Raw genomic sequence first — 25,559 nt, 5'->3', positions numbered from 1 at the left:
TGAGGGGGCCTCGGGCGCGCTGCCCGGGGCCCTACCCGCAGGAGAGGACGCCGCGCCGGTAGTCGAGCGTCGTCCGCGTGCCCTTCTGCCGGACCGTCCAGGCGACGCTCATGGTCAGGGTGCCGCCCCCGGCGCTGGTGCCGCCGGTCGTCTTGCCGTCACCGGTCGCCCGGCCCGCCCACTGGACGGTGATCTTCCCCCGCTCCACGCTCGACCGCCCGGAGCAGCCGGGCCGCGAGAGCGGCGCGGTCACCTTGAAGGTGTTTCCGGACACGGTGATGCCGTCGGTGCCCTTGGCGGAGACGATCTCGCAGCGTCCGTCGCACGACAGCGCGAACGTTCCGGTACGCCCCGAGCCCAGCCACGCCGTCGCCGGCGACAGCCTGGCCACCGGAGGCGCGGGCTTGGGCAGCTCGGCCTTCCTGGCCATGCTCGTCAGGCCGGCTCCGGCGGCCATCGGGGCCACCCCGGCCACCCAGCGCGACGGCTCGTCCAGCAGGCCGCCCGTCTGCGCCGAGGCCTTGGTGAGCGTCGGGGGATGCTTCTGGGCGTTCACGACGGCCCAGACCAGCCCCGCCACCAGCAGGCCCACGCCCACGATCAGGCCGAGCCTGGCCACGGCCCTGATCGGCGGCCCCGCCTCGGGGTCGTCGTCGTCCAGCCGGTCCCGCCAGAACTCCTGAACCTGCCCGTCCCGCAGCTCGGCCAGATCACCGCCCAGGGAGATCCCGCCGTACCGGATGATGGCGCCCTCGCTGTGGGAGCCGTTGCCCGAGCCTTTGATGGCGGCGCTGAAGACGAGCTTGTCCCCGTACGCGCCGCCGCGGAAGGCCCGCGTACGGCTCGGCGGCGTGAACGGGTGCCGCCCGCGCACGGCGGGTGCCGCCGGGGGCTCCTGGTCGGCGGCGGCCGCGCCCGCCGCCGACCAGGGCTTTCCCGAGGTCGCCGTCGTGGGGTCGGCGACCGGGATCTGCGGCGTGGCGTCGGCGACCGGAGGAGCCGGGGAAGGACCGGTCTCCACCAGTGTGCGTGCCTGCACGGGGAAGCCGTCCGCCCGCCAGAGAGGCCCCTCGCCGGGCAACGGCTGCGCCAACGCCAGCCGGTTGGGAAGTGTGCCGGGCAGTGTGGTGATCGGCAGGCGGCGCAGCAGCGCCGCCGCCGACATGGTCCTGGGCGCGGCCCGGCAGGTCGCGCAGGACTGGATGTGACGGCCGATCCTGGCCCTGGCCCGCCGGCCGGGCGCCGCGACCCACGCCGACACGCGTGCCGTCAGGTCGGGGCATCCGTCGCGCCCCCGCGCGGCGATGATCGCGGCGAACCACTCCTCCAGGGACTCGGCAGCCCGGGTGACGATGGTCCGCACCTCGTCCTGGCGCAGCTCGAAGATCACGGAGATCTCCGCGTCGGCCAGGCCGTGGCGCATGGACAGGTCGAGCAGCTCCCGCTGCGGGCGCTCCAGGGAGAGCAGCGCCTCGGGCAGCAGCTCCGACATCCGGCCGGGCCGCGACCACGAGCCGATGCTCGCGGGCTTGGCGACGAACGCCCGGTGCGCGCGGGCCACCGCGTACAACCAGGGCCGCCGCAGGGCCGGATCGACCACGCGATCCGCGTACAGGTGCGCCGTCAGCATCGCACCGGCCACCGCCTGCTCGGCGTCGCCCGCGGCGAGCTCCGTGCGGCAGTAGTCGTAGAGGCGGGCTCCGTGCTTGTCGCACAGGTCGCGAATGGCCTGGCGAGCGTCGTCAGACAGGGTTCGCCACATCCGGCGTCACACCTCCTCCAGTCAGTACGCGGAACGGGGGGTCGTCACCTCTTCCCTGGCACGGTGTCCAGTAATGAGGCCTGTGCCAGGTAGGCACGTGTCGCGTCAGGGTCTCCGGCGATGGCGCGCAGCCCGGCCATGGCGGCCGCCAGCCTGGCGCTGTCGCGTTCCCGCACTCCCGCGAGCCGGGTCTCGCGAGGTGGGATCACCCGCTGCAGCAGCACCGAGCGCCGCCGCCAGGCCCACGCCTCCAGCGCCGCCGGCGGGGCGAAGCCGCCGATCACGGCCGCGATCACCTGGCCCACCTCGGCCGCGTCGTGGATGCCGGCGTTCATGTTGAGCCCGCCGACCGTGGAGGTCAGGTGCGCGGCGTCGCCGACGAACAGCACCCGGCCGCACCGGTACGAGGTCAGCACACCCCTGGACAGCCCGAACCGGTCGGCTCCCGTCACGTGGATCGGCCCGCTCGCCCCCGGCAGGGCCCGGCGGACCAGCAGGGACAGGTTCGGCGGCGACAGCGGCTCGTGCGTGTCGCAGGGGATCTTGAAGATGATCCGCCAGTGGTCCGGCAGCCCGAGCAGCGTGCACGACTGCTGCACGTCCCGCACGTACGTCAGCGGCGCCAGGCTCGGCAGCAGCCGGTCCAGCGGCGAGTCGGTGAACACCCGCAACGCCTGCGTCGGGTAGGCGGACCTGGGGAACGGCAGGCCCAGGGAGCCCCTGACCGTGCTGTGCGCGCCGTCGGCGGCGATCATGTACCGGGCCCGCGTCCAGGTGTGGCCGACGCGGACCCGGATCCCTGTGCCACCTTCGGCCACGCCGTCCACGTGGGTGCCGAACCGCACGTCCACGTCCGGGTAGACGCTGAGGGCCGCCAACAGCAGCGGGGTGAGCGCGGCCTGGTCGGCGTGGATCCTGAACGGATGCCTGGTCAGGCCGTTGAGCCGGTTCATGCCCATCTCGGCCAGCACGATGCCGGACCGGTCGCGCCACTGCACCCGGTCGACGACGCGGCCCTTGGCGACGAGCTGGGACGCCACGCCCAGGTCGTCGAGGAGGTCGAGCGTGGCCGGGTGGAACGTGCAGGCCCTGGTCTGCTTGCTGAGCTCGCTCTCGCGCTCCAGCACGGTGACCGGGATCCCGGCCTTGGCCAGCGAGAGCGCCGCGGTCAGCCCCGCGGGCCCCGCTCCCACCACGATGACGCCGTTCATGCAGCGCCTCCCATGTACCGCCGGTGCGGCACGCGGCCGAGCGTCACCTGCTGCCCGATGGTCCTGGACAGCGCCCACCAGGCCGTGCAGAGGTTGGAGGTCAGCAGGATCCGGTCGTTGCCGGCGCTGAGGGGGCCGAGCACGGGCAGCGTGGCCATGCCGGTGCCGGTGAACAGCAGCACCGCGTCCGCCGGCAGCTCGGCCAGTTCGACCTGGCTGATCAGCTCGGAGGGGGTGACCGCGTACGAGGAGTAGCCGTTCTTCGCGCGTACCTGGATGACCTGGGTGACGTTCAGCCCGGCCGTCTTCCAGAACCGCTCGGCCAGCTCGGTCAGCCACGGCTGGTACGGGGAGACCAGCACGATGTCGCTCACCTCGGCGTGTTCCATCGCCTCGCGCGTGGCCTGCGTGGCCGAGGCGAAGGGCACCCCGGTCGCGGCCGACAGCTCGGCGCACTGGTCGCGGTCCTCATCGGGACCGAGGAGGTAGCGGGGCTCGCTGCAGGCCATGACCATCGCGCTCAGCGGCAGGGCGTCGAACGCGTAGACCATGGAGGGCAGGGCCTCGTTGTAGCTTTCCAGCCGTTCGGCCAGAGACTGCCCGGGCCGTACCGGGAAGCGCGTGACGTGCATGTCGGCGCGCGACCCGAGCAGGCGGGTGAGCTCGGGCTCCGCCGAGGGGTTGGCGGGCGCCACGATCACTCCCACCCTCCCGCGGCTCACTGAAGGCTCCGGGCGAGGACGGTGCGCATATGGGTTCTCCTCCTGTGCGGGAAGGGTGTGGTGTCAGATGACCGGGTGGCGTAACGCGTGGTCGATTTCGGTGATCGCCCGCGCGGACACCGGACGGATGCGGCGCAGCCTGTGCACGGTGCGCGGCGGTTCTTCCACCGGCGGCGCGTCGCCCTGGTCCTCGCCCCAGGACGGCTGCGGCGCGTGGCGCGCTCCGCGTGCGTGGACCTCGTGCGGCTGTGACCGGCGCAGTTCATCCGTGAGCATGATCGCTCCTGTTCATAGCGGGTTGACGACCTTGCGGTCGTATGTGGCGAAGCGGGCCAGAACCTCGCTCCGTACGTGGTTGACGTGGCCGCGCGGCTCGGCGAGGAGCCGGCGGAAGATCGCCGGCCCCTCTTCCGCCGCGCGTTGAGATCGAGGTTCGGTCTCATGGCTCGACGCCCCGGCGACCCGCACCAGCGCCGTGGCGGCGAGCAGGACGGCGGCCGGGAGAACGGCCACCAGGACGGAGGCGGGCCCGGAAGCGGGCCCCTCCGAGAACGGCCGGCCGATCAGCACTGTGGCGCCCATCGCGCCGATCACCCCACCCAGCATCGCCCACGTGCCGATGGTGCCGATCGCGGAGGCGTGCTGACCGGGTTCGGCGCTCGCGGTGGCCCCCGCCAGAAGACCGACCGCGAGCGCGCCGAATCCGGCGCCCATCAGCACCGCGCCGAGCAGGCTCCACCCGTCGGAAGACGAGTGGGCCGGCAGCGGCGCGCAACCTCCGCCCAGAGCAAAGCCTCCGCCGTAGACGGCTCCGCCGGTCCCGACGCGGCGGACGGCCAGGATGGCCGCCGGAGTCACCGCGATCATGGCCGACAGGAGCCCGGCCTTCTCCACAAAAGGCGGCCCCATGGCGAGCACGGCGAACGACGCCGCACCGGACGGGCAGAACGCGCCCGCCGCCATCGGGAGTCCGCTACGTCGCCGGAGCCGCGGGTCGGCCGCGCGCGCACGATGCCGCCACGAGGTCGCGTACGATCCCGCGTACGACCTCGCGGTCGGCTCCGTGGCCGCGGCCGCACGGCCCGGCGGACGCCGATGAAGCCGGCCCCAGGCGCTCCCCCTCGTGTCGGCCAGCACGCCAGCCGCTAACGCGCTGGTCGACAGCACCGCGCCGACTAAGTCGGGCACGTGCCGCGCGATGCCGGAGGGATGGGGAAGCGCCGGGGCCAGCGGCACAAGCGCCACCGTCAGTCCCAGGCGGGGAAGTCGGCCGTGATCGGCCGGCGGCCACCCGCCGTCTGACAGCAGCGCCAGCATTCCCGCTCCTGCGCACGCGCACCAGAACGCGACGCCCCAGGGCCGTTGGCCGGTGGGCGGCGCGCCGGGCGGCAGCGCGTACGCGGCGGGGAACCTCATGGCGACGCCGAGGTGGTGACCCGGCCGCCTCCTGACCCGGTGCCGTGGCCACGCCACGGCTGCCGGGACCGGTGCGGCCCGGTGCGCGGGGATGGGCGTCGGCGTCATCGCGCCGTCCCCGCTCTGGTGGTTGCCACGTTGGGCACGCTGACGCAGACCATGCGCTCGGTCAGCCCAACCCCCGGGGAGGAATCCGGCGTGGCGGAGCACGATGCCGACGAACGTGCGCGCGACCTGGCCGGCACCGCACCACCGGCCACCGTGCGCGCGACCTTCGAGGCGAGCGCGAGATGTTCGCAGCAGCGGCAGCCGACCTTGGCCTCGAGCCCCGCCACCTGGGCGAGCCTGAGCCGCAGCGGCTCCAGCGACGACCGGCGTTCCAGGCCGTCGAGGTCCTCCAGCCGGGCGGGCCAGCGCAGCGCGTCGCGGCAGCGAGCCTCCACCTCGGCCGGGAGCTCCTCCACCGGGAACCCCTCGTGGCGCAGCCGGGTGGCGATCATGACGGCCATGAAGGCCGTCTTGTCGAAGTCGGCCAGCCGTCCCGCCAGGGCCGCACTCAGCATCCTGGCGCGGTGGCTCAGGCAGACCGCACTCCACCCGAGCAACAGCAGCCGATCAGGTCCCGTCTCCGTGTGCCAGCCGGCCAGCCGCAGCTCGCGGGCCATCCGGTGGTAGAAGCGCCAACGGTGACGAGGGCTGTCCAGCCAGACCTGGAGGCCGCCGAGAGGCAGGCTCGCGACCTGAACGCCGGCTCCCACTGCCGGCCCGGCCACGCGCGCGCAGATCCGCTGCACCACTCGCTCCTGCCCCGTGGAGGGCAGATCTTCGAGGTGCGAGGATTCCATGGTCACGTCCGGCCACCTCCTCCCCGACTGTTAAGCCACAGTTACCATGCCCTCCGATAGTCTGCTTACGAGCGAGGCTATGTCAACTGACAGTTTGCGCATAAGTTGATACCTACTCGCGGGGCAGAGCTGCCCCGCATGGCAGGGGACAGTGCGGCTCGCGTCCCTTACGCTGGAAAAGTTCACGGGCGGTGGATGGAGGTGTGCCGTGGCGAACTTCGCCGAACGGCTCGATCTTGCGCTGACCAAGCGCGGCTTCACCGGCGCGCAGGTCGCCTCCGCCCTGACGGAGGCGGGCATCCCCATCACCCGCGCCTACGTCAGCCAGCTGCGCACCGGCAAGCAGACCAACCCGACGCTCCAGGTGCTCAGGGCGCTGGCCTCGTGCCTCCAGGTGAGCGTCGGCTGGCTGGTCGGTGACGACTACCTCGAGTCCGGCGCGGTCGAGGACCTCCAGCTGCGCGCGGCCGCCATCGGCCTGGGCACCTCAGAGCTGTCCGAGAGCTCCCTGACCCTGCTGCGCGGCGTGGTCGAGCTGGCCCGCAGGGCCGAAGGGCTGCCCGACGAGCCCGAGCCCCCCTCCTCCCCCGACATCCCCGAGGCGGCCGCGCCGCTGAGCGGGCCGCAGCGCCGGGCGCTCGGCAGGCGGCTGCACGGCCTGCGCCTGGCCGCCGACCTGTCGGTCGCGCAGGTGGAGACGGCGATCGGCAAGGGAGCCGCCGCGATCCCGGCCATCGAGGAGGGCCGGATCGCGCCCGCCCCCATCACCGCCGAGCGCCTGCTCGCCCTCTACGGCGTCACCGCCCCGCCCATCCGCGAATACGTGCTGTCGCTGGCCAGGGGCGAGCGCGAGGCCGCCTGGTACGACGCGCAGTCGGTGCCGGTCTGGCTGGCCACCACGTACGCGCTGGAGCAGCGGGCCACGGTGATCCGCACCTACCACCCCCAGTTCGTCCCGCCGCTGCTGCAGACCGAGGAATACGCCAGGGCGGCCGTCACCGTGACCGGGCCGGCGACGCTCGGGCAGCAGACGGTCGACGAGGCGCTCGCCCTCGTGCTGGCCCGCCAGGAGGCCGTGGCCCGCGACAGCGGCATCGTGGTGTGGGCGGTCATCGACGAGAGCGTGCTGACCCGCTCGATCGTCGGGCCGCACGTCCAGCTCCGCCAGATCGACCAGCTCATCGAGCACGCCAAGCGGCCCAACGTCTCGCTCCACGTGCTGCCGACGGACGATCCCGTCTACGTGCCGCGCACCGGCCCGTTCACGCTCTGGCGCTTCGCCGAGGCGTTCGAGGCGGACATCGCGTGCGCCCACGGCATCGAGTCCGACGAGCTGATCACCGACACCGCCGCGGTGGAGGCGTACCACCAGGCGTTCACCAAGCTGTCGGTGACGACGACGACCCGCGAAGAGACTTTCGAGGTGTTGAATTTCCATCGCGAACGGCTTTCGCGTTCCCTCGGAAAGTGATCTCCTTCCCTAATGGATGATCGTTATTCACGGTAGAGGGTTAGGCAGATATACCGAAAACTAATGGCTTTTCCGGTTGTCATCCGCCGCGCAGCGAGGATCATAAGTTCTGGGTCATCGAGTGGGGTCCGAAAGGATCATTCTTTTCCCGAGAAAGTGGGCGAGGGGAAAGGGGCAACACTCAATGCGTCAGCGTGCCATCCGAAACCTGGCGAAGCTGGAGATGACCCAAGCCAGGATCACCCGGGTTCTCGACGCGGCCACGGGTGGGAAGAACAACTTCGTGGCGGACAGAGACGCAGTGCGCCGCTACGACCAGGCCGCTCCCGTCGTGACGACGGCCGCACGGGCCGTGCTCCACTATTTGTGCCGTGTGGTGCGTCATCTGGCCGGCGAAGGTGTGGACCAGTTCGTCATTGTCGGGAGTGGAGTGCCCAGCGGCCTGCCGGCGGGCAGACAGTTGCACGACGTGGCCCGTGACGCCCTGTGCGGCGCGGTCCCCCGTGTGGTCTACGTGGAGAACGACCCGATGGTGCTGGCCGGAGCCCGGGCGACCATCGAGCCCGTCACCGACCTCGTACGCGTCGTAGAGGGCGACGTGCGCGAGATCGACGACATCCTCGATGACCGGGTCCTGCAGACGTTCCTCGACTGGGACCGGCCCATGGCCGTGCTGCTGCTGTCGACCCACAGCCTGAACGACGACGAGTACTTCCACTACGTGATCAAGCGGATCCGGCAGGTGGTGCCCGAAGGCAGCTACCTGTCGCTGCTGCAGACCACGTTCGACGCGGTCCCGCCGGAGCTGCTGGGAGCGATTCACGACCTGCTGGCGATGACGCTGCCGGGTCACGCGATTCGCAACAGAGAGGAGGTCGCGGCGTTGCTCGAAGGTCTGGTGCTGGTCGATCCGGGGTTGGTGTGGATCCCGGAATGGCGGCCGGACGGCCTCGACACCGCCTGCGCCGAACAGCCGAGTTCTTCGGGGAGTTACGGGGCCGTGGCCCACCTCCCCTGACACCGGACGGTCCGGCCGAGCCACCCTGTCGTGCGCGCGGCCGGACTCAGTCCCACCAGAACGACCAGGCGTGCTCGCCGATGATCTGCTCGGCATAGCCCTGCAGGTCACCGGGGCCCTGGACGATGTTGTCCGGGCAGAACGTCCAGTGCTCGGCGGCCACGTGCAACGCGTGCTCCGGATCGACCGGCGGCGCGGCCACGCTCAGGTCCAGGGTGTTGAACCCGACGCTCACCACCCGCGCGCCGAACCGGTCCTCCCAGCTGCGCACCACGGCGGCCAGCGGGACCATCCACTCGTTGTGGTGCAGCGCGCCCTGCCAGCCCATCACGGCCAGCGCGTCGGCGCCCCTGGGGGCGGCGACCAGGCCGAGCGGCATCCCCTTGACGGCCAGCTCGCCCGCGAGCCAGTCGGCGACCGCCTCGGGGGCGGCCTTGAGCATCCCGGGCGGGGCGGGGCCGGGACAGATCGCCCCGAACGGGTCCAGCTCCTCCAGCGCGGCCTGCGGCATCTGGGTCACCCACTCCTGCCACACCTCGGCCATGAACCCCTCGGCGGTGAAGTGGTCGATCTGGCGGGGGTCGTCCGGAACGATCTGCCCGACCCCCCAGGGCTGCGCCGACTCGTCCAGCAGCACCGGCCACAGGCCGCTGTGCGGGTGCCACTCCCGCATGCGCCTCCAGTCCTCGCCGGACGCGGCCTCCTCGCTCATCCAGAACGCCGGCCTGAGCGCCTGGCCCTGCCGGGTGTAGCCGGGATCGGGCCAGACCACCTCGCCCGGCGGCAGCCCCGCGGGCAGCCTGTGCCCCCTGCCGCCGTCGGCGAACAGCCGCCCCAGCTCGCGTGCGCTCATGCCCTACCGTTCCGATACCGAATCCTGTCTCGGAGATGGTAGTCCGGCCGGTCGCCCTTGGACCTTTGACGACGCGGGAAATGCTGACGACTGTCACAATGAGGGGCTGTGATCCCCTTTGACGCGGTTCTGTCTGACCTTGATGGAGTGCTCCGGCTCTTCGACCACGCCGCCCAGGCCGACATCGAGGCCCGGTACGGCCTGCCGCTCATGCGGACGGCCCTCGACCCCGCGCTGATCATGCCCGCCACGCTCGGCCAGGCCACCGAGGCGGAGTGGCTGGAGTCGGTCGCCGTCGCGCTCGGCGGCGACGAGCGGGCCCGCCAGGCCGTGGCCGAGTTCGGGCAGGTGCGGTTCTGGGTGGACGAGGAGGTCAGGGCGCTCTTGGCCAAGGCGCAGCAGCACGTGCCCGTGGTGATCGTGACCAACGCCACGGACTCGCTGGAGCAGCACCTCGACCTGCTGGGGCTCACGTACTTCGCGGACGACGTGGTCAGCAGCGCCAGGGTGGGCGTGGCCAAGCCCGACCCCCGGATCTACGAGATCGCCGCGGAGCGGGCCGGGGTCGCGCCGGAGCGCTGCCTGTTCGTGGACGACCGGCTGCAGAACGTGGAGGCGGCCAGGGCGCTCGGCATGACCGGCGTCCACTACCGCTCGTTCCAGGATCTGGCGGTCGTACTGGGCTGATGGTCGGCGGCCTGGTCGAAGAAGGCTCGTTCCAGCTCGACCGCCAGGCGGAAGACGTCCAGCACCGCCGTCCGGCGCTCCTCGTCCAGGTCCGCGCCGAGGCGGTCGAGCTCGCCCCGCAGGAAGGCCACCCAGGCCCGGAACTCCGGGCCCTCGTGCAGCTCGATCCACTCGCGGTGCACGAAGCTCTCCGGCAGCGGCCGCTCGGCCCGCGACGCCCAGCCCAGGTAGCACCATTCGGCCACGCAGAGCACGGCGACGATCAGCAGGTAGTCCTGTGACGTCCGCGCCTCGTCCATGAGCTGCCTGAACGCGGCCGTCACCGGCTCGGTCGGCGCGTCGGTCCGCCCGTTCAGCGCGGCCAGCGCCCGGTGGAAGTACGTCTTCTCCTCGGTGGTCGCCACCTGGCCGAGGAACTTCCCGTAGGGCACCCGCGCCTCGAACGTGTCCGCGCTCGCCACGGCCGCCCCGAGCAGGGCCGTGAACGAGTCCACGAACTGGAAGTCCTGCTCCAGGTAGCGCCGCATGCCGTCATCGGGCGCCGAGCCCGTCGTGATCGCCATCGCGAACGGGTGCGTCACCACCGCCGTCCACTCGGGCTCGCACTGCTCCCTGAGCCATTCACTGAAGGATCGCTCGCTCACGATCCGACCGTACCCAAATCGAGCGTCAACCCCTTCCTCCCGGAGGACACCAGGTCCTCCGGGAGGAGCCAGCCCTTCCCCTATTCCCTCAAAGACATCCCAGGGACCTCAGCCGGACTGCGGCGAGGAGTAAGGGTGCGGCGGAAGCACCAACAAGGGGGTTGTTTCCGGCGCGGCTCGCGCCAACCGCGCCGGAAACGTCCGCGTGACCGCCGCCCCCGGCCTTGCTCGGCGAGCTGCGCTTCTCGCCAGGCCGGGGGCGACGGCGAGAGAGCGCCGCTCAGTACCCGCCGTACGGATTCTGGGAGGACGACTGGCTACTGGGGGCGCTCGTCTGGTGGCCCGACGGGTGGTTCGTCGGGGAGCTCGACGGCGAGGACGTGGGCGTCGCGGTGGACGTCGGCTTGGTGCCCTGCGGGGCGATGATGCCGATCAGGCCGTGCTTGGTGCCGTCGATGCCCGCGGAGAACCACATGGAGTTCTCGCCGCCGTTGGTGGCGGTGCCGGGCTCCAGGTCCCACAGGCCGGGCAGCACGATCGGGTTGCCGTCGGCCGTGGCCAGCGCGCCCAGGTGGCGGCTGTTCTTGTACGCGTGCACGGTGCCGTCGCCGAAGTTGCCGATGAGCAGCGCGCCCCTGTACTGTCCCCAGCCCTTCGGCGCGGCGGTGATCCCCCAGGGGGCGTTGAGCCCGACCCTGGAGATGCGGCCGGTGAGGCGCCCGCCGGCGTTGAAGCGGCTCACGAAGCCCTTGCCCTCGCCGAATTCGGGCTTGCCGGTGGACGGGTCACGCAGGGCCCAGGACACCCAGATGCTGCCGTTGGCGATCGCCACGTTGTAGGCCTTGTACGTCCTGGGGACGCCCGGGTCGCGGAACTGCCAGCTCTTCAGGCTGATGCGCCGGAAGTCCTCGTCGAAGGCGTGGATGCGCCCGCTCGCGAAGTCGGCGGCCAGCAGGAAGTCTCCGTCGTCGGTCTCGACGAGCTCCAGCCCCTTGTAGTCGGCGCCACGGGTGAAGGCCCCGATGATCGCGTTCTTCGGGTCCACGTCCTTGTTCCAGCCCGTGATGGCTCCGCTCGGGCTGGAGAAGATGAACGTGGCGGGCTTGCCCTTGACGGTGAAGCCCTCGCCCGGGTTGAACACCTGGCCGGTGGGTGCTCCGCCGGGGATCCACACCTCGGTCTGCTCCTTCTTGCCCGTGCCGGAGTAGACGGTGGCGGTGCCGGTGCCGGTGTTCGAGACCCACAGGGTCTTGCCCATGGCCAGGCCCCACGGGTTGACGACCTTGGCGTCGGTGACCGGGGCTTTGCCCTGAACGTCCGACACAAGGTTGATCACGTCGAATCGGTTCCTGGTTGTGGTGGCGTGCGCGGGAGTGGTGAGAGTTGCTCCCCACACAACCGCAACAGCGCAGAGTGTGATGATGCGTGGCCGCATCCGTTGCCTCCTAGTTAGCGCTTGTGACGCGAGATACGTGGAGGGCTGTGGGCCGGTTCAGCCGGTTCCGGAAATATCGGGACAGGAGTTTTTTCGTGTCCTGAAGGGGAGAGGGATTGACATGAACGTGTTGGGCATTGACATCGGTGGTTCGGGAATCAAGGGCGCTCCTGTCGACATCGAGGCCGGCGAGCTGGTGAAGGAGCGCTTGCGCATTCCCACGCCCCAGCCGTCCAAGCCCGATGAGGTGGCGGAAGCGGTGGCGGAGATCGTCAAGCATTTCGGCTGGAGCGGTCCCATCGGGGTGACGTTCCCCGGCGTGGTCAAGGACGGGGTCGTGCTGACGGCCGCCAATGTGGACCACTCGTGGATCGGCGTGGACGCGGCCGGGTTGTTCGGCGGGGCGACCGTGCTGAACGACGCCGACGCGGCCGGCGTGGCGGAGGTGACCTACGGGCGCGGGCGCGGGGAGCGCGGGACCGTGCTCGTGCTGACGTTCGGCACGGGGATCGGCAGCGCGCTGTTCACCGACGGGACCCTCGTGCCCAACACCGAGCTCGGGCACCTGGAGCTGCGGGGCAAGGAGGCCGAGCACCGGGCGTCGGCGCGGGCGCGGGAGGAGCACGAGCTGAGCTGGGAGAAGTGGGCCGAGCGGGTGGAGGAGTACCTCCGGCACGTGGAGATGCTGCTGTCGCCGACGCTGATCGTCATCGGCGGAGGTGCGAGCAGGAAGGCCGACAAGTTCCTGCCGCACGTCCACATCGACACGCCCGTGGTCCCCGCCACGCTCCAGAACGAGGCCGGCATCATCGGCGCCGCCCTGGCCGCCTCCCGTCGCTCATGAGCCGCTCCGGGCCGGGCTCACTTCGTACCGGGCCGGCTCGGGGCCACCCACTTGAAGTCCTTCGTGTCGTCCGGCAGGGCCTGTTTCCCCTCGGGGTACTGGAAGGTGGGGAACGCCGACTTGTCGATCTTCACGGTGGCGAAGTCGACCTCGCGCAGCCTCGCCCCTGGCCAGCCGTCCTGCTCGTACGGCTCGGCCATGTCGGCCAGCGCCTGCCCCTGCGTGATCAGGTAGGCGACGATGGCCGCCTGGCCCATGCAGTACGTGATGAGCGCGCCGATCATCACGGTCAGCACCTTGTCCGCGGCGTTGAGCAGCCATCTCAGGTACAGGCGGCCCTGGACGGCCCCCACGGGTGACAGCACCATCATCGACAGCCCGTACACGCTGGAGGCGGCGACCATCGTGGAGAAGGTCGCCATCGCCCCCTTGAAGAGCCGGAAGGCGTTGGCCACGCCGTCGAGGATGTCGCCGATCTGGTCGAGGGAGTCCCGCAGGACCTCGGTGCCCGCGTGCATCTTGCCGGTCACCCGGGAGAACTCCCGCTGGTCGTCGGCGATCCAGCCGCGGCGGGACTCGGCGGGAATGCCGTCCAGCACCTCCACGGGGTTGTCGAGGTCCCTGGCCATCTGCTTCCAGACCTTGGCGACCTCCGAGACCCGGTCGACGTCCATCTGGAGGGACTCCAGGAGGGCCAGCGACACCAGCGGGACGCCCGCGTACAGCTGGAGCCCCTTGAGCGTCCGGATGATCGGCCACGGCGCGGGCGCCATCACACGTACTCCACGATGCTGGCCTGCTCGGCCCTGCGCCAGTTTCCCGCGCAGGTGGCCAGGCTGTCGGTGATGCCGCGGGAGGCGATGGCGCCGCCCCGCAGGGCCTCCGTGCAGCCTCGCTGCGCCGTCTCGTAGGCCGGGCCGAGGATTCTCGCCAAGATCGTCCCCAGCGTGCCGTCGCCGAGGTCGGTGTCGTAGACGCGATCTCCGGTCTTCATGAGGCCGGCCCAGACGTCGTCGTAGCGCTCGCTCATGGCGGCGATGACACTGGACGTGATGACCCTTGTCTCCTGCGGGGTGGACATGTCGCTCCTTCAGGTGTTCTGCGTCGAAGGTCATCTTTGTCGCCATGGAGGCGTTGATCATCTCGGTTCACCGGATGTTCGACGGGGCGCAACCAGCCGCTGTCAACGGGTTCAGGAAATCTTGATCAACTCCATTGGTCGCGCCGACGAACAGGAAGGTCACGGCATGTTCGACTTCGACCCGGCCGCCGTCACGCCCGAGGAGCTGGACAGGATCGGGCGGCGCGCGGACGAGGCCATGTCGAAGCTCGCCACGGCCATGGACGGGCTCGGCGAGGTCACCGGGGAGGGCACCGCGGCCGGGGGCCGGATCCAGGCCACCGTGGAGGCCGACGGCCTCGTCCGGGACATCCGCCTGGACGCGCGGGTGCTGCGCACGATGGGCAGCGACGAGCTGGCCGAGGCGATCGTGACGGCGCTGCGCGCGGCCCAGCTGTCGGCCCGGGGCCAGCTGGAGGAGCGCCTCGCCGAGGCCCAGGGCGGCGAGCGCCTGCCGTTCGACCTCGGGGACGTCGGCCGCCGCTTCGAGGCCGTCCAGTCCGCCTTCCTCTCCGCCCTGCCCCGGCGCTGACCGGCGGCGCGCCCCCGATCACCGGCCGGACTACCCCGCCTTCGGCGATAGCTCTTAGGGTGGGTGTTCTCCAGCCGATGAGGAGAGGGTGCATGCGAAACGTCGCTCGGACCTCGCTCGTGGACGCCGCGATCGACGAGCTCCGCCGAGAGATCGCGCGTGGTGTGTGGCCGGTCGGCACCAAGATCCCGTCCGAGAGCCAGCTCGCGCAGAGCCTCGGCATGAGCAGGCTGTCCGTGCGCGAGGCGGTGCGGGTCCTGGCCCACGCCGGGCTCCTGCACACCCGCCAGGGCGACGGCACGTACGTGACCGCCACCGACGAGTCCAAGGTCGCCCTGCGCCGGCGGCTCGACACGGCGGCCGCCATGGACATCATCGACGTGCGCCGCGGCCTCGACCTCGTGGCCGCCCGGCTCGCGGCGGGCAGGCGCACCGAGGAGGACCTGACCGCGATGCGCCGGACGCTGGCCCGCCGGGACGCGGCCGCCCGCGCCGGCGACCTCGACGGCTTCGCGGACGCGGACGTGGACTTCCACCTGCTGGTCGCGGACGCCGCGCACAACGCCCTGCTCGGCGACCTCTACCGCAGCATGAGCGACGCCCTGCGCGACAGCGTCAGGGACCAGGAGCAGGCGGCCCTGACGCCGGACAGCTCCCACGACGACCTGCTGGGCGCGATCGAGGACGGCGACGCGGCCCGCGCGGTCGCCGTCTCCGTCGCCATCCTCGACCAGCAGGAACGCGACCTCTGAACCGGGGTGGGCCTGCGACGCGGTGCCGCTCGGGAAAGCGGCGCCGCAGGCACACCCCGGGGCTCTCCCCGCCAGGACCGCCGATCACTTACCCGAGATGACGATCGTCTCCCCTGGCGAGCCCGTCGGCCCGGGCGGGTCCGATGGGTCCGGCGTACCCGTGGGCGGGTCCGGCTCGGCTTCCGACCGGCGCGACCGGCGCATCAGCCGCGCCACGCGGGCCGGCCACCTCGGCGACACCCCGTCCGGCGAGGGCGGCCGAGGCGGCGGGCCCGGCAGGCGGGACTGCGGCAGCAGCCACAGGGCCACCACCGCGACCAGCGCACCACCGACGGCGGCGATCACCAGCGCGTAGACAGGCACCCCGCCGGATCCCTGCCCCGCACCACCGGAGCTTTCCGGCCCCGCACCGGCGCCACCGGAGCTTCCCCGCCGGCCACCCGTGTCACCGGAGCCTTCCCGCCCCACGTCGGTAGCACCGGCGCTCGCCTGCCCCTTCGGCGACCGGGTAATCACCGCCGGACTCCCGTCCGGGAACCCGGGCGGCCGCACGGCCCCCCAGAACGACTTCCCCGCCGACATCGGCGCCACCATCTCGGCGGGCACCGGATCGACCTTCAGCCCACCGGGAACGGTCAGCGTCCCCACCACGTACGGCTGGAACAGCCCCTGGACGCCCTCCACCTTCCACACCCCCTCAGGCACCACCACCGACGTGGCGTAATGCCCGGCCTCCGGCAGCGCCGTGCCGCCGAAGAGCAGGCTCTTCCCGTCCGCCCCGGTGAACCGCAGCCCGACCGCTCCGAGATCCCCCTCGAACGGATGGGAGCCGTGCTGGAGCACCCAGAACCCCAGCGCGTACGACGTCCCGCCCTCGAACCGGGACGGCGCCGGATCCAGATAGGTCACCGCCCACCCGCCGGCAGCGGCGGCGGGCAGGCCGCCCAGGGCCAGCGCCACCGTGCTGGCCACCGTGGCGGCCAGCACGGCCAGAATCCTCTTCATGGGACCACCTCCGGTACAGATACACCGGAGGCGCGCCCCAGGTTCTGACGGGCCTGCGACATTTCCCGTTACGGCGCGCACAATGGAGGAAAGGCGAGAATTCGGCGGGGAGCGAGGAGGCTTGCGCCGTGTCCGCCACCGGACGCGCATATGTGACCGCAATGCTCGACGTCCTCGTTTTCGAGAACGTATTGGTGGCGTGGCGACGGAGCGCGCCCTGGGGCGGATACATGATCGTCTCGCACGAGGGCGAGGAGATCAGGTTGACCGCGCGACAGGCGGAAACGTGGGCGCGGGGCGCCTTCGCCGTCTACCTGGCGATGATCGACCAGGGCCGCATCACCCCGCGCATCCCGCGCGGCACCGCGCAGTCGTAGCCCGCCCCGTGGCTGACCGCCCATAACCGGCCCGGTAAATCCGTCCCGGAATTCCCGCTATTCCCGGCGGGCGTCACGCAAAGGACGTGTGGCCCATTCTCGGGCCGCCGGCGGTCAGGACGACTGGTTGTTCATGAACTCCGAGATCTTCCACTTCCCGCCCTCCTTGCCGAGCAGGAACAGCTCGCGGAAGCGCGCGTCCCCCTGCTTGCTCCCCGAGCGGACGACGGCGTTCTCGGCGCCGACCGTACGCACGTCCACGATGGTGTGCATGGCCGACACCACGTCGGTCGCGCCCTGCAACTGCTGCTGGTAGAGGCTGCGGATCGCCTTGGTGCCCTCGGCCGTGGCCTCGCCGTCTATCTCGACCACCGCGTTGCCCGCGAACAGGCTGACGATCTGGTCCACGTTCCCCGCCTTGAGCGCGTTGAAATAGGACTCGACGGCACCGCGCGGCTGCCCGGCCGCCGTCGCCGTCGCGGTCGGGGACGGGCTCCTGGTGTAGGGACCGGTCGGGGTCACGGCCGCTTTCATCGCTTGCGTACGGTCACCGCCCACGTCGCAACCGGCGACCAGGAGGACGGGGACGATCGCCGCCGGTAGAAGTGCCCGGCGCTGAAAAACCTTGCTCATGGCCGCTTTGATGCCCGCGCCCGCCATGCGCGAATGCGGCGTTTGGCCACTCCGCACGACGCCTTTAGCTCGTTGGGGTGTTACTCACGGTAACGGTTCACTGGATCTGGCTGAGACCGGTCAGAGTTGCGATCGTTGCCGCCCCGAGACCAGCGCACAGGGCGCCGCCGATAGCGTCCGTCCAGTGCCGCGAATCCAGGCGAACCCCGAACCCCTCCCCCAGCGCGAGGACGCCGAACGTTGCGACAGCATCGATTCAGGACGGCGTTGCGTGTTGCCACTGACCCATCGAAGCCCGCACGTCTACCCCCCGGTGGAGACTGGAGCATAGCCCTCGGCCTGGCATCGGCGCAGCCGATATGCCAGAACGGCATGACCCCGCTCTGAGCAGGCGGAAGACGAGCCACTTCCCCCGTACGAGGGAGGCGGTCCCCGGGCCGGTCGGCTAGCTTCTGGAGCCGTGGCGGTTCCCTGGAAACCTTGGAAGCCCTGGAAGGCGGTGCTCTACCAGCTACTGGGCGCGGCGTTGCTGACGCCGGTGGCGGCGGTCCTGGCGGTGGCGCTCGTGACGGAGGTGTCCCTGGCGCGGGTGTTGCTGCTGTGGGCGGCGTGCCTGCCCGCGTCGGCGCTCGTGGCGTGCCTGCCCCTGGTGCCGCGACTTGAGGTCATCGCGCTGTCAGAGCTGCTCGGGGTGGCCGTGCCGGATCGCGCGGACCCGGTCTATCTGCGGGTGCTGACGGCGCTGCACCTGTTCGTGGGGGCGACGCTGAGTGCCGGGGTGCTGGCGCTGGCGCCCGCGTTCACCCGCCGGCAGGCCGCTCAGGATGATCTGGCGCAGGTGTCCGTCATGGCCGTGGCCGTGCTGGCGGTGATGGTGCTGGCGGGGGCCGGGCAGCAGCGGGTGGCGCGCAGGCTGCTGCGCTCCGACCCGTCGCTGGTGATCGAGGAGCTCGGCCGCCGCCAGAGCCTGGCGCTGGAGCTGCACGACTCGGTGGGACACGCGCTCAGCGTCGTCCTGGTGCAGGCCATGGCGGCCCAGGCGGCCCTGGGGCGGCCGGAGACGGTGCCGGTGGCCGAACGGTCGCTGGACCACCTGGTGGGCACCGCACGTGGCGCTCAGCAGGAGCTGGACGTGCTCCTTCGGGTGCTCGACGAGGGCAGTACGGCGCAGGCCCCCACGCTCGCCGCCCTCGGCGCGCTCGTTCAGGGGCTGGACGTGGAGTGCCGTGCCGACCCGGTGAACCGGGTGCCGGAGGCGGCGTCGCGGGCGGCGTACGCGATCGCCAGGGAGGCGGTCACGAACGCGCTCAGGCACGGGCGGGGGCGGGTCCGGGTGGACCTGGCCGTCCGGCAGCACGCCGACCCCGAGGTGACCGCGGTCAGGGGCCGGGGTCCTTCGGGGGTGAAGGGGGGCGTGGCCGCAGTCGGTGGCGGAGGTCCGGGCGGAGCTGGAAGGGGTGGGAAGGAGGTCGTGCTGGTCGTGGAGAACGAGGTGGCCGGGAGCGCGCCGCCCGGGGAGGGGCGCGGTCTGGTGGGGATGCGGATGCGGGCGCGCCTGGCCGGAGGGGTGTTCGAGCGGGAGGAGGTGGACGGCACATGGCGGGTGACGGCGACACTGCCCGCGTGAGCAGGGGGATCCGGGTGGTGCTCGCCGACGACGAGCCGCTCATCCGCTCCGGCTGGGCGACCATGCTCTCCCCGTACGACGACATCGAGGTGATCGGGGAGGCGGCCGACGGCCACGCCGCCGTCGAGCTGGGCCGCGCGGCCGACGTCGTGCTCATGGACATCCGCATGCCCGGCCCCGCCGGCAGCATGGACGGCTTGCACGCCACCCGGGAGCTGGCCCGCCTCTCGCCGCGCACCCGGGTCGTCGTGGTCACGACGTTCGAGAACGACCAGCTCGTCTGGAGCGCGCTACGCGCGGGCGCGGCCGGCTACGTGCTCAAGCGCTCCCCCGCCGCCGACCTGGTCACCGCGATCCGGCTGCGGGACGGCGTGCTCTTCCCCGACGCGTTGCGCCGCATCGCCGCCCCGCGCTCGCGCCCCGCCGCCCACGACCTCACGCCCAGGGAGCTGGACGTCCTGCGTCACCTGGCCCGCGGGCTGAGCAACACCGAGATCGCCGCCGCCCTGTACGTCACCAGGGAGACGGTCAAGACGCACGTCGGCAACGTCCTGGACAAGCTGGGCGCGAGAGACCGCACCCAGGCCGTCGTGCGAGCCTACGACCTGGGCCTGGTCCTGGCGGGCGATCAGGCGCCGACCTCCACGCCGCCGTCCGCCACCCGTACCCGGTAGATCGGCACGGACACCGCGTCCTCGTCCAGGCAGCGCCCCGACACCAGCGAGAACACCTGCTTGTGCAGCGGCGAGGCCACGGTCGGCTCGCCCTTCCTGGTGCCGACGATGCCGCGCGAGAGCACGTACGCGCCGCTGAACGGGTCGAGGTTGCCCAGCGCGTGCAGCGTGCCGTCGTGGGTGCGGAAGATGGCCACCTGCTCGCCGCCCACCAGGGCGCAGACGCCGCGTTCCGGCACCATGGCCTCGTAGTCGCAGATCCGCGTCCAGCTCATCGGGCCATCACCGGCTTGATCTGGCCGCGCTCGCTGGCGAAGACGATCGACGGGTCCGGCACGCCGGGGGCGTTGACGAAGGTGACGAACCTGTTCAGCTTCTCGGGGTCGTCCAGCGTGGCCGCCCACTCGTCGGCGTACGTGGCGATGTGGTTCTCCATCTGCGCGTCCAGGTCGGCGCAGATGCCGAGCGAATCTTCCATGATCACCTCGCGGAGATAGTCGAGCCCGCCGTCCAGCGACTCCAGCCAGGTGGAGGTGCGCTGCAGCCGGTCGGCCGTGCGGATGTAGAACATGAGGAACCGGTCGATCGTCCTGATGAGCTCCTCCGAGCTCAGGTCCGTGGCCAGCAGGTCGGCGTGGCGGGGCTTGAAGCCGCCGTTGCCGCCGACGTACAGGTTCCAGCCCTGCTCGGTGGCGATGATCCCGAAGTCCTTGGACCTGGCCTCGGCGCACTCGCGGGCACAGCCGGAGACGGCCGACTTGAGCTTGTGCGGAGAGCGCAGGCCGCGGTAGCGCAGCTCCAGCGCGATGGCCATGCCCACCGAGTCCTGCACGCCGTAGCGGCACCAGGTCGAGCCGACGCACGACTTCACCGTGCGCAGCGCCTTGCCGTACGCGTGGCCGGACTCGAACCCGGCGTCCACCAGCCGCCGCCAGATCTCCGGCAGCTGCTCGACCCGGGCTCCGAACAGGTCGATGCGCTGACCGCCGGTGATCTTCGTGTAGAGGCCGAAGTCACGGGCCACCTCGCCGATCACGATGAGCTTGTCGGGGGTGATCTCGCCGCCGGGGATGCGCGGGACGACCGAGTATGTGCCGTTCTTCTGCATGTTGGCGAGGAAGTGGTCGTTGGTGTCCTGCAGCGTGACCCGCTCGCCGTCGAGCACGTGGCCGTTGTAGAGCGAGGCCAGGATCGAGGCCACGGCCGGCTTGCAGATGTCGCAGCCCCTGCCGTGCCCGTGTTCGGTGATGAGCTGGGAGAACGTGGTGATCTTGCGGACCCGTACGATGTCGAACAGCTCGGCCCGCGAGTACGTGAAGTGCTCGCACAGCGCCTTGCTGACCTCGACGCCCGACTTCTCCAGCAGTTGCTTGAGCATCGGCACGCAGCTGCCGCAGGTCGTGCCGGCGCGGGTGCAGGCCTTGATGCCGGGCACGTCGGTGACGCCCTTGTCGGCGATGGCCGTGCGGACGTCGCCCGCGCACACGTTGTTGCAGGAGCACACCTGCGCCTCGTCGGGCAGGTCGAGGCTGGCCCCGGCCCCGCTGAAGAGCAGGTCGGACGGCGAGGCGGGCAGCGCCTTGCCGACGAAGGGCCGCAGGGACGTGTACGGGGAGGCGTCGCCCACGCAGATGCCGCCGAGCAGCGTCTTGGCGTCGTCGCTGATGAACAGCTTCTTGTAGACACCGCCCACCGGGTCCATGTAGGTGACGTCGAGCGCCCCCGACATGGCCCCGAACTGCGCCACCTCGACACCCAGCAGCTTGAGCTTGGTGGACATGTCGGCGCCCTCGAAGGCCGAGGACCCGCCCATGATCCGGTCGGCCGCCACCTCGGCCATCGTGTTGCACGGCCCGACGAGGCCGTAGACCATGCCGCCGACCAGCGCGCACTCGCCGACCGCGTAGATCGAGGCGTCGGAGGTGAGCATCGAGGAGTCGACCACGATGCCGCCCCGCTCGCCGACCTCCAGCCCGGACGACCTGGCCAGCTCGTCACGCGGCCTGATGCCCGCCGAGAAGACCACGACCTGCGCGTCCAGCACCGTGCCGTCCGGCTTGCGCAGCCCGGTGACCTGGCCGTCCGCGGTGACGATCTCCTGGACGCCCGCACCGGCGTGCACGCCGAGCCCGAGGCCCTCGATGTGGGACTTCAGCACCGCGCCGCCGCCCTCGTCCACCTGCCGCGGCATCAGCCAGGGGCTCATCTCGACGATGTGCGCCTTCAGCCCGAGCGCGCGCAGCGCGTCGGCGGCCTCCAGGCCGAGCAGCCCGCCGCCGACCACGACGCCCTCGACCGCGTCCTTGGCGGCCACCCGGATCGCGTCCAGGTCGTCGATGGTGCGGTAGACGAAGGCGTGCTCGGCGCCCGGCACCGGCGGCACGAACGGCGCCGACCCGGTGGCCAGCACGAGCACGTCATAGGGCTCGGTGGCGCCGTCGGCCAGGGTGACCTCGCGGGCCTCCCGGTCGATCCCGGTGACCCGGCTGCTCAGCCTCGTCACGACCCCCGCGGGCACCTCGTAGGTGAGGTCCTCCACGGTGACGCCGGAGAGGTAGGAGGTCAGTGCCACCCGGTCGTACGCCGGGCGCGGCTCCTCCCCGATCACGGTGATCCGGCCCTCGAAGCCCTTGTCCACCAGGGTTTCGACGAGCCGGTGGGCCGTCGGCCCGTACCCAACGACGACGATCCTGCTCATACTGAAATCCCTTCCTGCTCGCACAGCCAGCCGACGATGCCCTCCACGGCGTCGCGGCAGGTTCCGCATCCGGTCGTCGCCCTGGTCGCGGCCGCCACTCCGGCCACGTCGCGGGCCCCGGCCTCCCAGCACGCCCTGATCTGACCCTTGGTCACGTTGTTGCACTGACAGACCTTGGCCGCGTCCGGCATCAGCGTCGGGCTGTCGGCCACCGGCGCCGACGACAGCCCGGGGAACAGCAGCCCGGCGCGGTCCCCCGGCACCGGCGCGCCTCGGTCGAAGAGCTGGGTGAGCGTGCCCACGGCGTCGCTCTCGCCCAGCAGGATCGCGCCCACCAGCCGCCCGTCGCGGATGACGAGCTTGCGGTAGGTGCCGCGGGCCCGGTGGCTGAAGCGCACCACCTCGGCGTGCTCCTCGGTGAGCTGGGTCTCGCCCATGGCGGCCAGCTCGACGCTCCTGGCCTTGAGCCTGGTGACCAGCCGGGAGCCCCGGTAGAGGGCCTTGCCGCCGGTGATCACGTCGGCGGCCACGGAGGCCTGCTCCCAGGCGGGGGCGACCAGGCCGTACACGGTGCCCTCGTGCTCGGCGCACTCGCCGATGGCGAAGATCGACGGGTCGTCGGTGCGCAGCTCGTCGTCCACGACGACGCCGCGCCGCACCTCCAGCCCCGCCGCGGCGGCCGGCCCGGTGACGGGGCGGACGCCGCAGGCCAGCACGACGAGGTCGGCCTCGATCAGCTCGCCGCCCGCCAGCCGGACGCCGTCCTCCCGCACCGACTCGGCGCTGACGCCGGTGCGGATCTCGACGCCGAGCCCGGCGAGCGTCTCGCCGAGCACCTCGCCCGCCTCGACGTCGAGCTGGCGCTCCATGAGATGTCCGGCCAGGTGCAGCAGCGTCACGGGCAGGCCGCGCCCGGCCAGCCCGCGGGCGGCCTCGATGCCGAGCAGGCCGCCGCCGACGACCACGGCCCTGCGGGCCTGGTCGGCGGCCTCCATGATGCGCTCGCAGTCGTCGAGCGTGCGGAACGGGATGGCCCGCTCCACGCCCGGGATCGGCGGCACGATCGCCTCACTGCCCGTGGCCAGGACCAGCAGGTCGTACGGCTCGCGCCGCCCGCCCTCGGTCACCACGTGCCTGGTCTCCCTGTCGATGTGGGCGACCGCGTCGCCGAAGGCGGCCTCGACGTTGTGGGCGTCGTACCAGGAGGATTCGAGCAGCCTCACCTGCTCGGGACGCGAGCTGCCGGCCAGCACGTTGGACAGCAGCACCCTGTTGTACGGCTGGCGCGACTCCGCGCCGAAGATCGTGATCCTGATGTGCGGGTCCCTGGTCCGTACCTCGCTGACCAGCCGCGACCCGGCCATCCCGTTGCCGACGACGACGAGCCTCATGAGTCCCTCTCCACCCTGACCGCGCAGACCTTGAACTCCGGCATCCTCGAGGTCGGGTCCAGCGCCGGGTTGGTGAGCCGGTTGGCGCCCTCCCAGTGGAAGGGCATGAAAACGGTGTCGCGCCTGATGGCGTCGCTGATCCTGGCCACGGCCTTCCCCTCGCCTCTCCTGCTGCTGACCCGTACGACGTCCCCGGGCGAGATGTCGAGCTGCTCGGCGAGGTCCGGGTGCAGCTCGACGAACGGCTCGGGAGCCGCCTGGACGAGCGGCGCGATCCTGCGGGTCTGGGCGCCGCTCTGGTAGTGGGCGAGCACCCGTCCGGTGCTCAGGTAGATCGGGTAGTCCGCGTCGGTCTCCTCGGCCGCCGGCCGGTGCTGGACGGGCACGAACCTGGCGCGGCCGTCCGGGTGCGCGAAGGAGTCGAGGAACGGGCGCGGCGTGCCGGGGTGCTCCGGCTCGGGGCAGGGCCAGAAGACGCCCTTCTCTTCGGTGATGCGCTCGTAGGTGATGCCCGAGTAGTCGGCCGCCCCGCCCTTGCTCGCCCGGCGCAGCTCGTCGAAGATCTTGACCGGCTCGGTCTCCAGGCGGTGCCCGAGCCGCTCGGCGAGCCCGGCGAGCACGTCGAGGTCGCTCCTGACGCCCTCGGGCGGGGCCACGGCCCGGTTGCGGAGCAGGACGCGGCCTTCGAGGTTGGTCATGGTGCCGGTCTCCTCGGCCCACTGCGTGACCGGGAAGACCACGTCGGCCAGCGCCGCGGTCTCGGACATGACGAAGTCGCAGGTCACCAGCAGGTCGAGGGAGGCGATGCGCTCGGCCACGTGTTCGGAGGCGGGCGCGGAGATCACGGGGTTGGAGCCGAACAGCAGCAGCGCCCGCGGCCCGCCGGGGGTGCCGAGAGCGTCGAGCAGCTCGTACGCCGACCGCCCCGGCCCCGGGAGGCTGTCCGCCGGGACGCCCCACACGCCCGCGACGTGCTCGCGGGCCGCCGGGTCGTCGATCTTGCGGTAGCCGGGGAGCTGGTCGGCCTTCTGCCCGTGCTCCCTGCCGCCCTGGCCGTTGCCCTGCCCGGTCACGCACCCGTACCCGGAGCCGTGCCGGCCGGGCAGGCCCAGCGCCAGCGCCAGGTTGATGAACGCGCTGACCGTGTCGGTGCCCTTGGCGTGCTGCTCGGCGCCGCGCCCGGTCAGGATGTACGCGTTGCCTGCCGCGGCCAGCGCCCGGACCGCCTGCCGCATCCGGTAGACCGGCACCCCGGTGATCCGCTCGACCCGCTCCGGCCACCAGGCGGCCAGCGAGGTGCGGACCTCCTCGAACCCGGTGGTCCTGGCCGCCACGTACGCCTCGTCCACGAGCTCGTCGGCGATGGCCAGGTGCAGCATCCCGAGCGCCAGGGCCAGGTCGGTGCCGGGCGTGGGCTGCAGGTGCAGCCAGGCCTGCCTGGCCGTCTGGGAGCGCCGCGGGTCGATGACGATCACCCGGGGGCCCGACAGGTGGCGCACGAACGGGGGCATGGTCTCGGCGACGTTCGCGCCGGCCAGCAGCACGACGTCGGCCTCGGCCAGGTCGGTGATGGGGAACGGCATGCCGCGGTCCATGCCGAACGCCTTGATCGAGGCGGCGGCGGCCGACGACATGCAGAAGCGGCCGTTGTAGTCGATCTGGCTGGTGCCCAGCGCGACCCTGGCGAACTTGCCGAGCGTGTAGGCCTTCTCGTTGGTGAGCCCGCCGCCGGCGCCCACACCCCCCCCCGCCGGGGCCGGGTGGGCGGGCGGGCCCGGGACCCCCCCCCCCACCGGGTGCGTGGGCCGGACCCCCCACCCCCCCCCCCCCGCCGCGACCCCC

The 25,559-nt window shown here is 71.8% G+C and carries 26 protein-coding genes; 9 read left to right on the top strand and 17 right to left on the bottom strand.

The features are described from left to right. Positions 1-31: 31 nt before the first annotated feature. The 6 genes from ACWEPL_RS19195 to ACWEPL_RS19170 form a co-directional block, all read right to left on the bottom strand. The gene (locus ACWEPL_RS19195; protein ID WP_452436959.1) at positions 32-1,762 is read right to left on the bottom strand and encodes a hypothetical protein; all 1,731 of its coding nucleotides are present in this window, start codon (positions 1,760-1,762) and stop codon (positions 32-34) included. A 44-nt stretch (positions 1,763-1,806) separates the two neighbouring features. Continuing rightward, positions 1,807-2,973, bottom strand: a complete 1,167-nt coding sequence (locus ACWEPL_RS19190; RefSeq protein WP_350723058.1) for an FAD-dependent oxidoreductase — start codon at positions 2,971-2,973, stop codon at positions 1,807-1,809. Continuing rightward, the gene (locus ACWEPL_RS19185; protein WP_364252986.1) at positions 2,970-3,674 is read right to left on the bottom strand and encodes a maleate cis-trans isomerase family protein; all 705 of its coding nucleotides are present in this window, start codon (positions 3,672-3,674) and stop codon (positions 2,970-2,972) included. The genes ACWEPL_RS19190 and ACWEPL_RS19185 overlap by 4 nt, the downstream gene beginning before the upstream one ends. A gap of 84 nt (positions 3,675-3,758) precedes the next feature. Continuing rightward, positions 3,759-3,971 carry a hypothetical protein gene (locus ACWEPL_RS19180; protein ID WP_452436958.1) on the bottom strand — a complete coding sequence of 71 codons (213 nt, stop codon included), beginning with the start codon at positions 3,969-3,971 and terminating at the stop codon, positions 3,759-3,761. A gap of 12 nt (positions 3,972-3,983) precedes the next feature. Beyond that, entirely contained in the window at positions 3,984-5,219 is a 1,236-nt protein-coding gene (locus tag ACWEPL_RS19175) for a hypothetical protein (protein ID WP_452436957.1), read from the bottom strand. Further along, positions 5,216-5,962 carry a hypothetical protein gene (locus ACWEPL_RS19170; protein ID WP_363966118.1) on the bottom strand — a complete coding sequence of 249 codons (747 nt, stop codon included), beginning with the start codon at positions 5,960-5,962 and terminating at the stop codon, positions 5,216-5,218. Before ACWEPL_RS19170 ends, ACWEPL_RS19175 begins: the two co-directional genes overlap by 4 nt. 202 nt (positions 5,963-6,164) lie before the next feature. Here ACWEPL_RS19170 and ACWEPL_RS19165 point away from each other — a divergent pair, with 202 nt between their 5' ends. Continuing rightward, the gene (locus ACWEPL_RS19165; RefSeq protein ID WP_350723067.1) at positions 6,165-7,427 is read left to right on the top strand and encodes a helix-turn-helix domain-containing protein; all 1,263 of its coding nucleotides are present in this window, start codon (positions 6,165-6,167) and stop codon (positions 7,425-7,427) included. 184 nt (positions 7,428-7,611) lie between these two features. Further along, positions 7,612-8,445 (top strand): SAM-dependent methyltransferase, encoded by an 834-nt coding sequence (locus ACWEPL_RS19160; protein ID WP_350723069.1) that lies wholly within the window; start codon positions 7,612-7,614, stop codon positions 8,443-8,445. Between the two features lie 46 nt (positions 8,446-8,491). Here ACWEPL_RS19160 and ACWEPL_RS19155 read toward each other — a convergent pair whose 3' ends face one another. After that, positions 8,492-9,298, bottom strand: a complete 807-nt coding sequence (locus ACWEPL_RS19155) for a DUF4253 domain-containing protein (protein ID WP_363966121.1) — start codon at positions 9,296-9,298, stop codon at positions 8,492-8,494. 108 nt (positions 9,299-9,406) lie between these two features. Between ACWEPL_RS19155 and ACWEPL_RS19150 the strand changes: the two genes are divergently transcribed. Further along, positions 9,407-9,985, top strand: coding sequence for an HAD family hydrolase (locus ACWEPL_RS19150; RefSeq protein ID WP_452436956.1), 579 nt, complete (start codon positions 9,407-9,409; stop codon positions 9,983-9,985). Here the strand turns inward: ACWEPL_RS19150 and ACWEPL_RS19145 are convergent. Both ACWEPL_RS19145 and ACWEPL_RS19140 read right to left on the bottom strand, forming a co-directional pair. Then, the gene (locus tag ACWEPL_RS19145; protein WP_452436955.1) at positions 9,946-10,629 is read right to left on the bottom strand and encodes a TenA family protein; all 684 of its coding nucleotides are present in this window, start codon (positions 10,627-10,629) and stop codon (positions 9,946-9,948) included. The two genes, ACWEPL_RS19150 and ACWEPL_RS19145, sit on opposite strands and share 40 nt — an antisense overlap. A 280-nt stretch (positions 10,630-10,909) precedes the next feature. Then, positions 10,910-11,965, bottom strand: a complete 1,056-nt coding sequence (locus ACWEPL_RS19140; protein ID WP_350723076.1) for a TIGR03118 family protein — start codon at positions 11,963-11,965, stop codon at positions 10,910-10,912. Positions 11,966-12,185: 220 nt separating this feature from the next. Here ACWEPL_RS19140 and ppgK point away from each other — a divergent pair, with 220 nt between their 5' ends. Continuing rightward, a complete protein-coding gene (gene ppgK, locus ACWEPL_RS19135; protein WP_449891716.1) occupies positions 12,186-12,908 on the top strand; it encodes a polyphosphate--glucose phosphotransferase in 723 nt (240 codons plus the stop codon). 17 nt (positions 12,909-12,925) lie between these two features. Here the strand turns inward: ppgK and ACWEPL_RS19130 are convergent, their stop codons facing one another. Continuing rightward, the gene (locus ACWEPL_RS19130) at positions 12,926-13,681 is read right to left on the bottom strand and encodes a WXG100 family type VII secretion target (RefSeq protein WP_452436954.1); all 756 of its coding nucleotides are present in this window, start codon (positions 13,679-13,681) and stop codon (positions 12,926-12,928) included. Then, on the bottom strand, positions 13,681-13,989 hold the full coding sequence (locus ACWEPL_RS19125; RefSeq protein ID WP_452436953.1) for a hypothetical protein: 309 nt from the start codon (positions 13,987-13,989) through the stop codon (positions 13,681-13,683). Before ACWEPL_RS19125 ends, ACWEPL_RS19130 begins: the two co-directional genes overlap by 1 nt. Before the next feature lie 166 nt (positions 13,990-14,155). Between ACWEPL_RS19125 and ACWEPL_RS19120 the strand changes: the two genes are divergently transcribed. Next, the gene (locus ACWEPL_RS19120) at positions 14,156-14,560 is read left to right on the top strand and encodes a YbaB/EbfC family nucleoid-associated protein (protein ID WP_350723083.1); all 405 of its coding nucleotides are present in this window, start codon (positions 14,156-14,158) and stop codon (positions 14,558-14,560) included. Between the two features lie 92 nt (positions 14,561-14,652). Beyond that, on the top strand, positions 14,653-15,312 hold the full coding sequence (locus ACWEPL_RS19115; RefSeq protein ID WP_357730370.1) for a FadR/GntR family transcriptional regulator: 660 nt from the start codon (positions 14,653-14,655) through the stop codon (positions 15,310-15,312). 84 nt (positions 15,313-15,396) lie between these two features. On the opposite strand, the gene ACWEPL_RS19110 is transcribed toward ACWEPL_RS19115, so the two are convergent. Next, on the bottom strand, positions 15,397-16,317 hold the full coding sequence (locus ACWEPL_RS19110) for a hypothetical protein (protein WP_452436952.1): 921 nt from the start codon (positions 16,315-16,317) through the stop codon (positions 15,397-15,399). Between the two features lie 128 nt (positions 16,318-16,445). Here ACWEPL_RS19110 and ACWEPL_RS19105 point away from each other — a divergent pair, with 128 nt between their 5' ends. Continuing rightward, positions 16,446-16,694, top strand: a complete 249-nt coding sequence (locus ACWEPL_RS19105; protein ID WP_452436951.1) for a hypothetical protein — start codon at positions 16,446-16,448, stop codon at positions 16,692-16,694. A gap of 114 nt (positions 16,695-16,808) precedes the next feature. Here the strand turns inward: ACWEPL_RS19105 and ACWEPL_RS19100 are convergent, their stop codons facing one another. Next, a complete protein-coding gene (locus tag ACWEPL_RS19100; protein WP_452436950.1) occupies positions 16,809-17,327 on the bottom strand; it encodes a YybH family protein in 519 nt (172 codons plus the stop codon). Between the two features lie 460 nt (positions 17,328-17,787). On the opposite strand from ACWEPL_RS19100, the gene ACWEPL_RS19095 reads away from it, so the two are divergent. Further along, complete coding sequence (locus ACWEPL_RS19095; RefSeq protein ID WP_452436949.1) at positions 17,788-18,954, top strand: sensor histidine kinase; 1,167 nt, start codon at positions 17,788-17,790, stop codon at positions 18,952-18,954. Continuing rightward, positions 18,951-19,628, top strand: a complete 678-nt coding sequence (locus ACWEPL_RS19090; RefSeq protein ID WP_452436948.1) for a response regulator — start codon at positions 18,951-18,953, stop codon at positions 19,626-19,628. The genes ACWEPL_RS19095 and ACWEPL_RS19090 overlap by 4 nt, the downstream gene beginning before the upstream one ends. Here the strand turns inward: ACWEPL_RS19090 and nirD are convergent. From nirD to ACWEPL_RS19070, 4 genes are read right to left on the bottom strand one after another with little or no spacing between them, the layout of a single operon-like run. After that, the gene (gene nirD, locus ACWEPL_RS19085; protein WP_350723096.1) at positions 19,583-19,903 is read right to left on the bottom strand and encodes a nitrite reductase small subunit NirD; all 321 of its coding nucleotides are present in this window, start codon (positions 19,901-19,903) and stop codon (positions 19,583-19,585) included. The genes ACWEPL_RS19090 and nirD overlap by 46 nt on opposite strands. Then, entirely contained in the window at positions 19,900-22,326 is a 2,427-nt protein-coding gene (gene nirB / locus ACWEPL_RS19080; protein WP_452436947.1) for a nitrite reductase large subunit NirB, read from the bottom strand. The genes nirD and nirB overlap by 4 nt, the downstream gene beginning before the upstream one ends. Next, positions 22,323-23,717 carry an FAD-dependent oxidoreductase gene (locus tag ACWEPL_RS19075; RefSeq protein ID WP_363966148.1) on the bottom strand — a complete coding sequence of 465 codons (1,395 nt, stop codon included), beginning with the start codon at positions 23,715-23,717 and terminating at the stop codon, positions 22,323-22,325. The genes nirB and ACWEPL_RS19075 overlap by 4 nt, the downstream gene beginning before the upstream one ends. Further along, positions 23,714-25,456, bottom strand: coding sequence for a molybdopterin oxidoreductase family protein (locus tag ACWEPL_RS19070; protein WP_452436946.1), 1,743 nt, complete (start codon positions 25,454-25,456; stop codon positions 23,714-23,716). The genes ACWEPL_RS19075 and ACWEPL_RS19070 overlap by 4 nt, the downstream gene beginning before the upstream one ends. Positions 25,457-25,559 lie beyond the last annotated feature (103 nt).

It is taken from the genome of Nonomuraea sp. NPDC004186 (genome assembly GCF_053603495.1).
The sequence above is the reverse complement of the archived record's forward strand: the minus strand, read 5'-3'. Positions and strand labels throughout refer to the sequence as shown.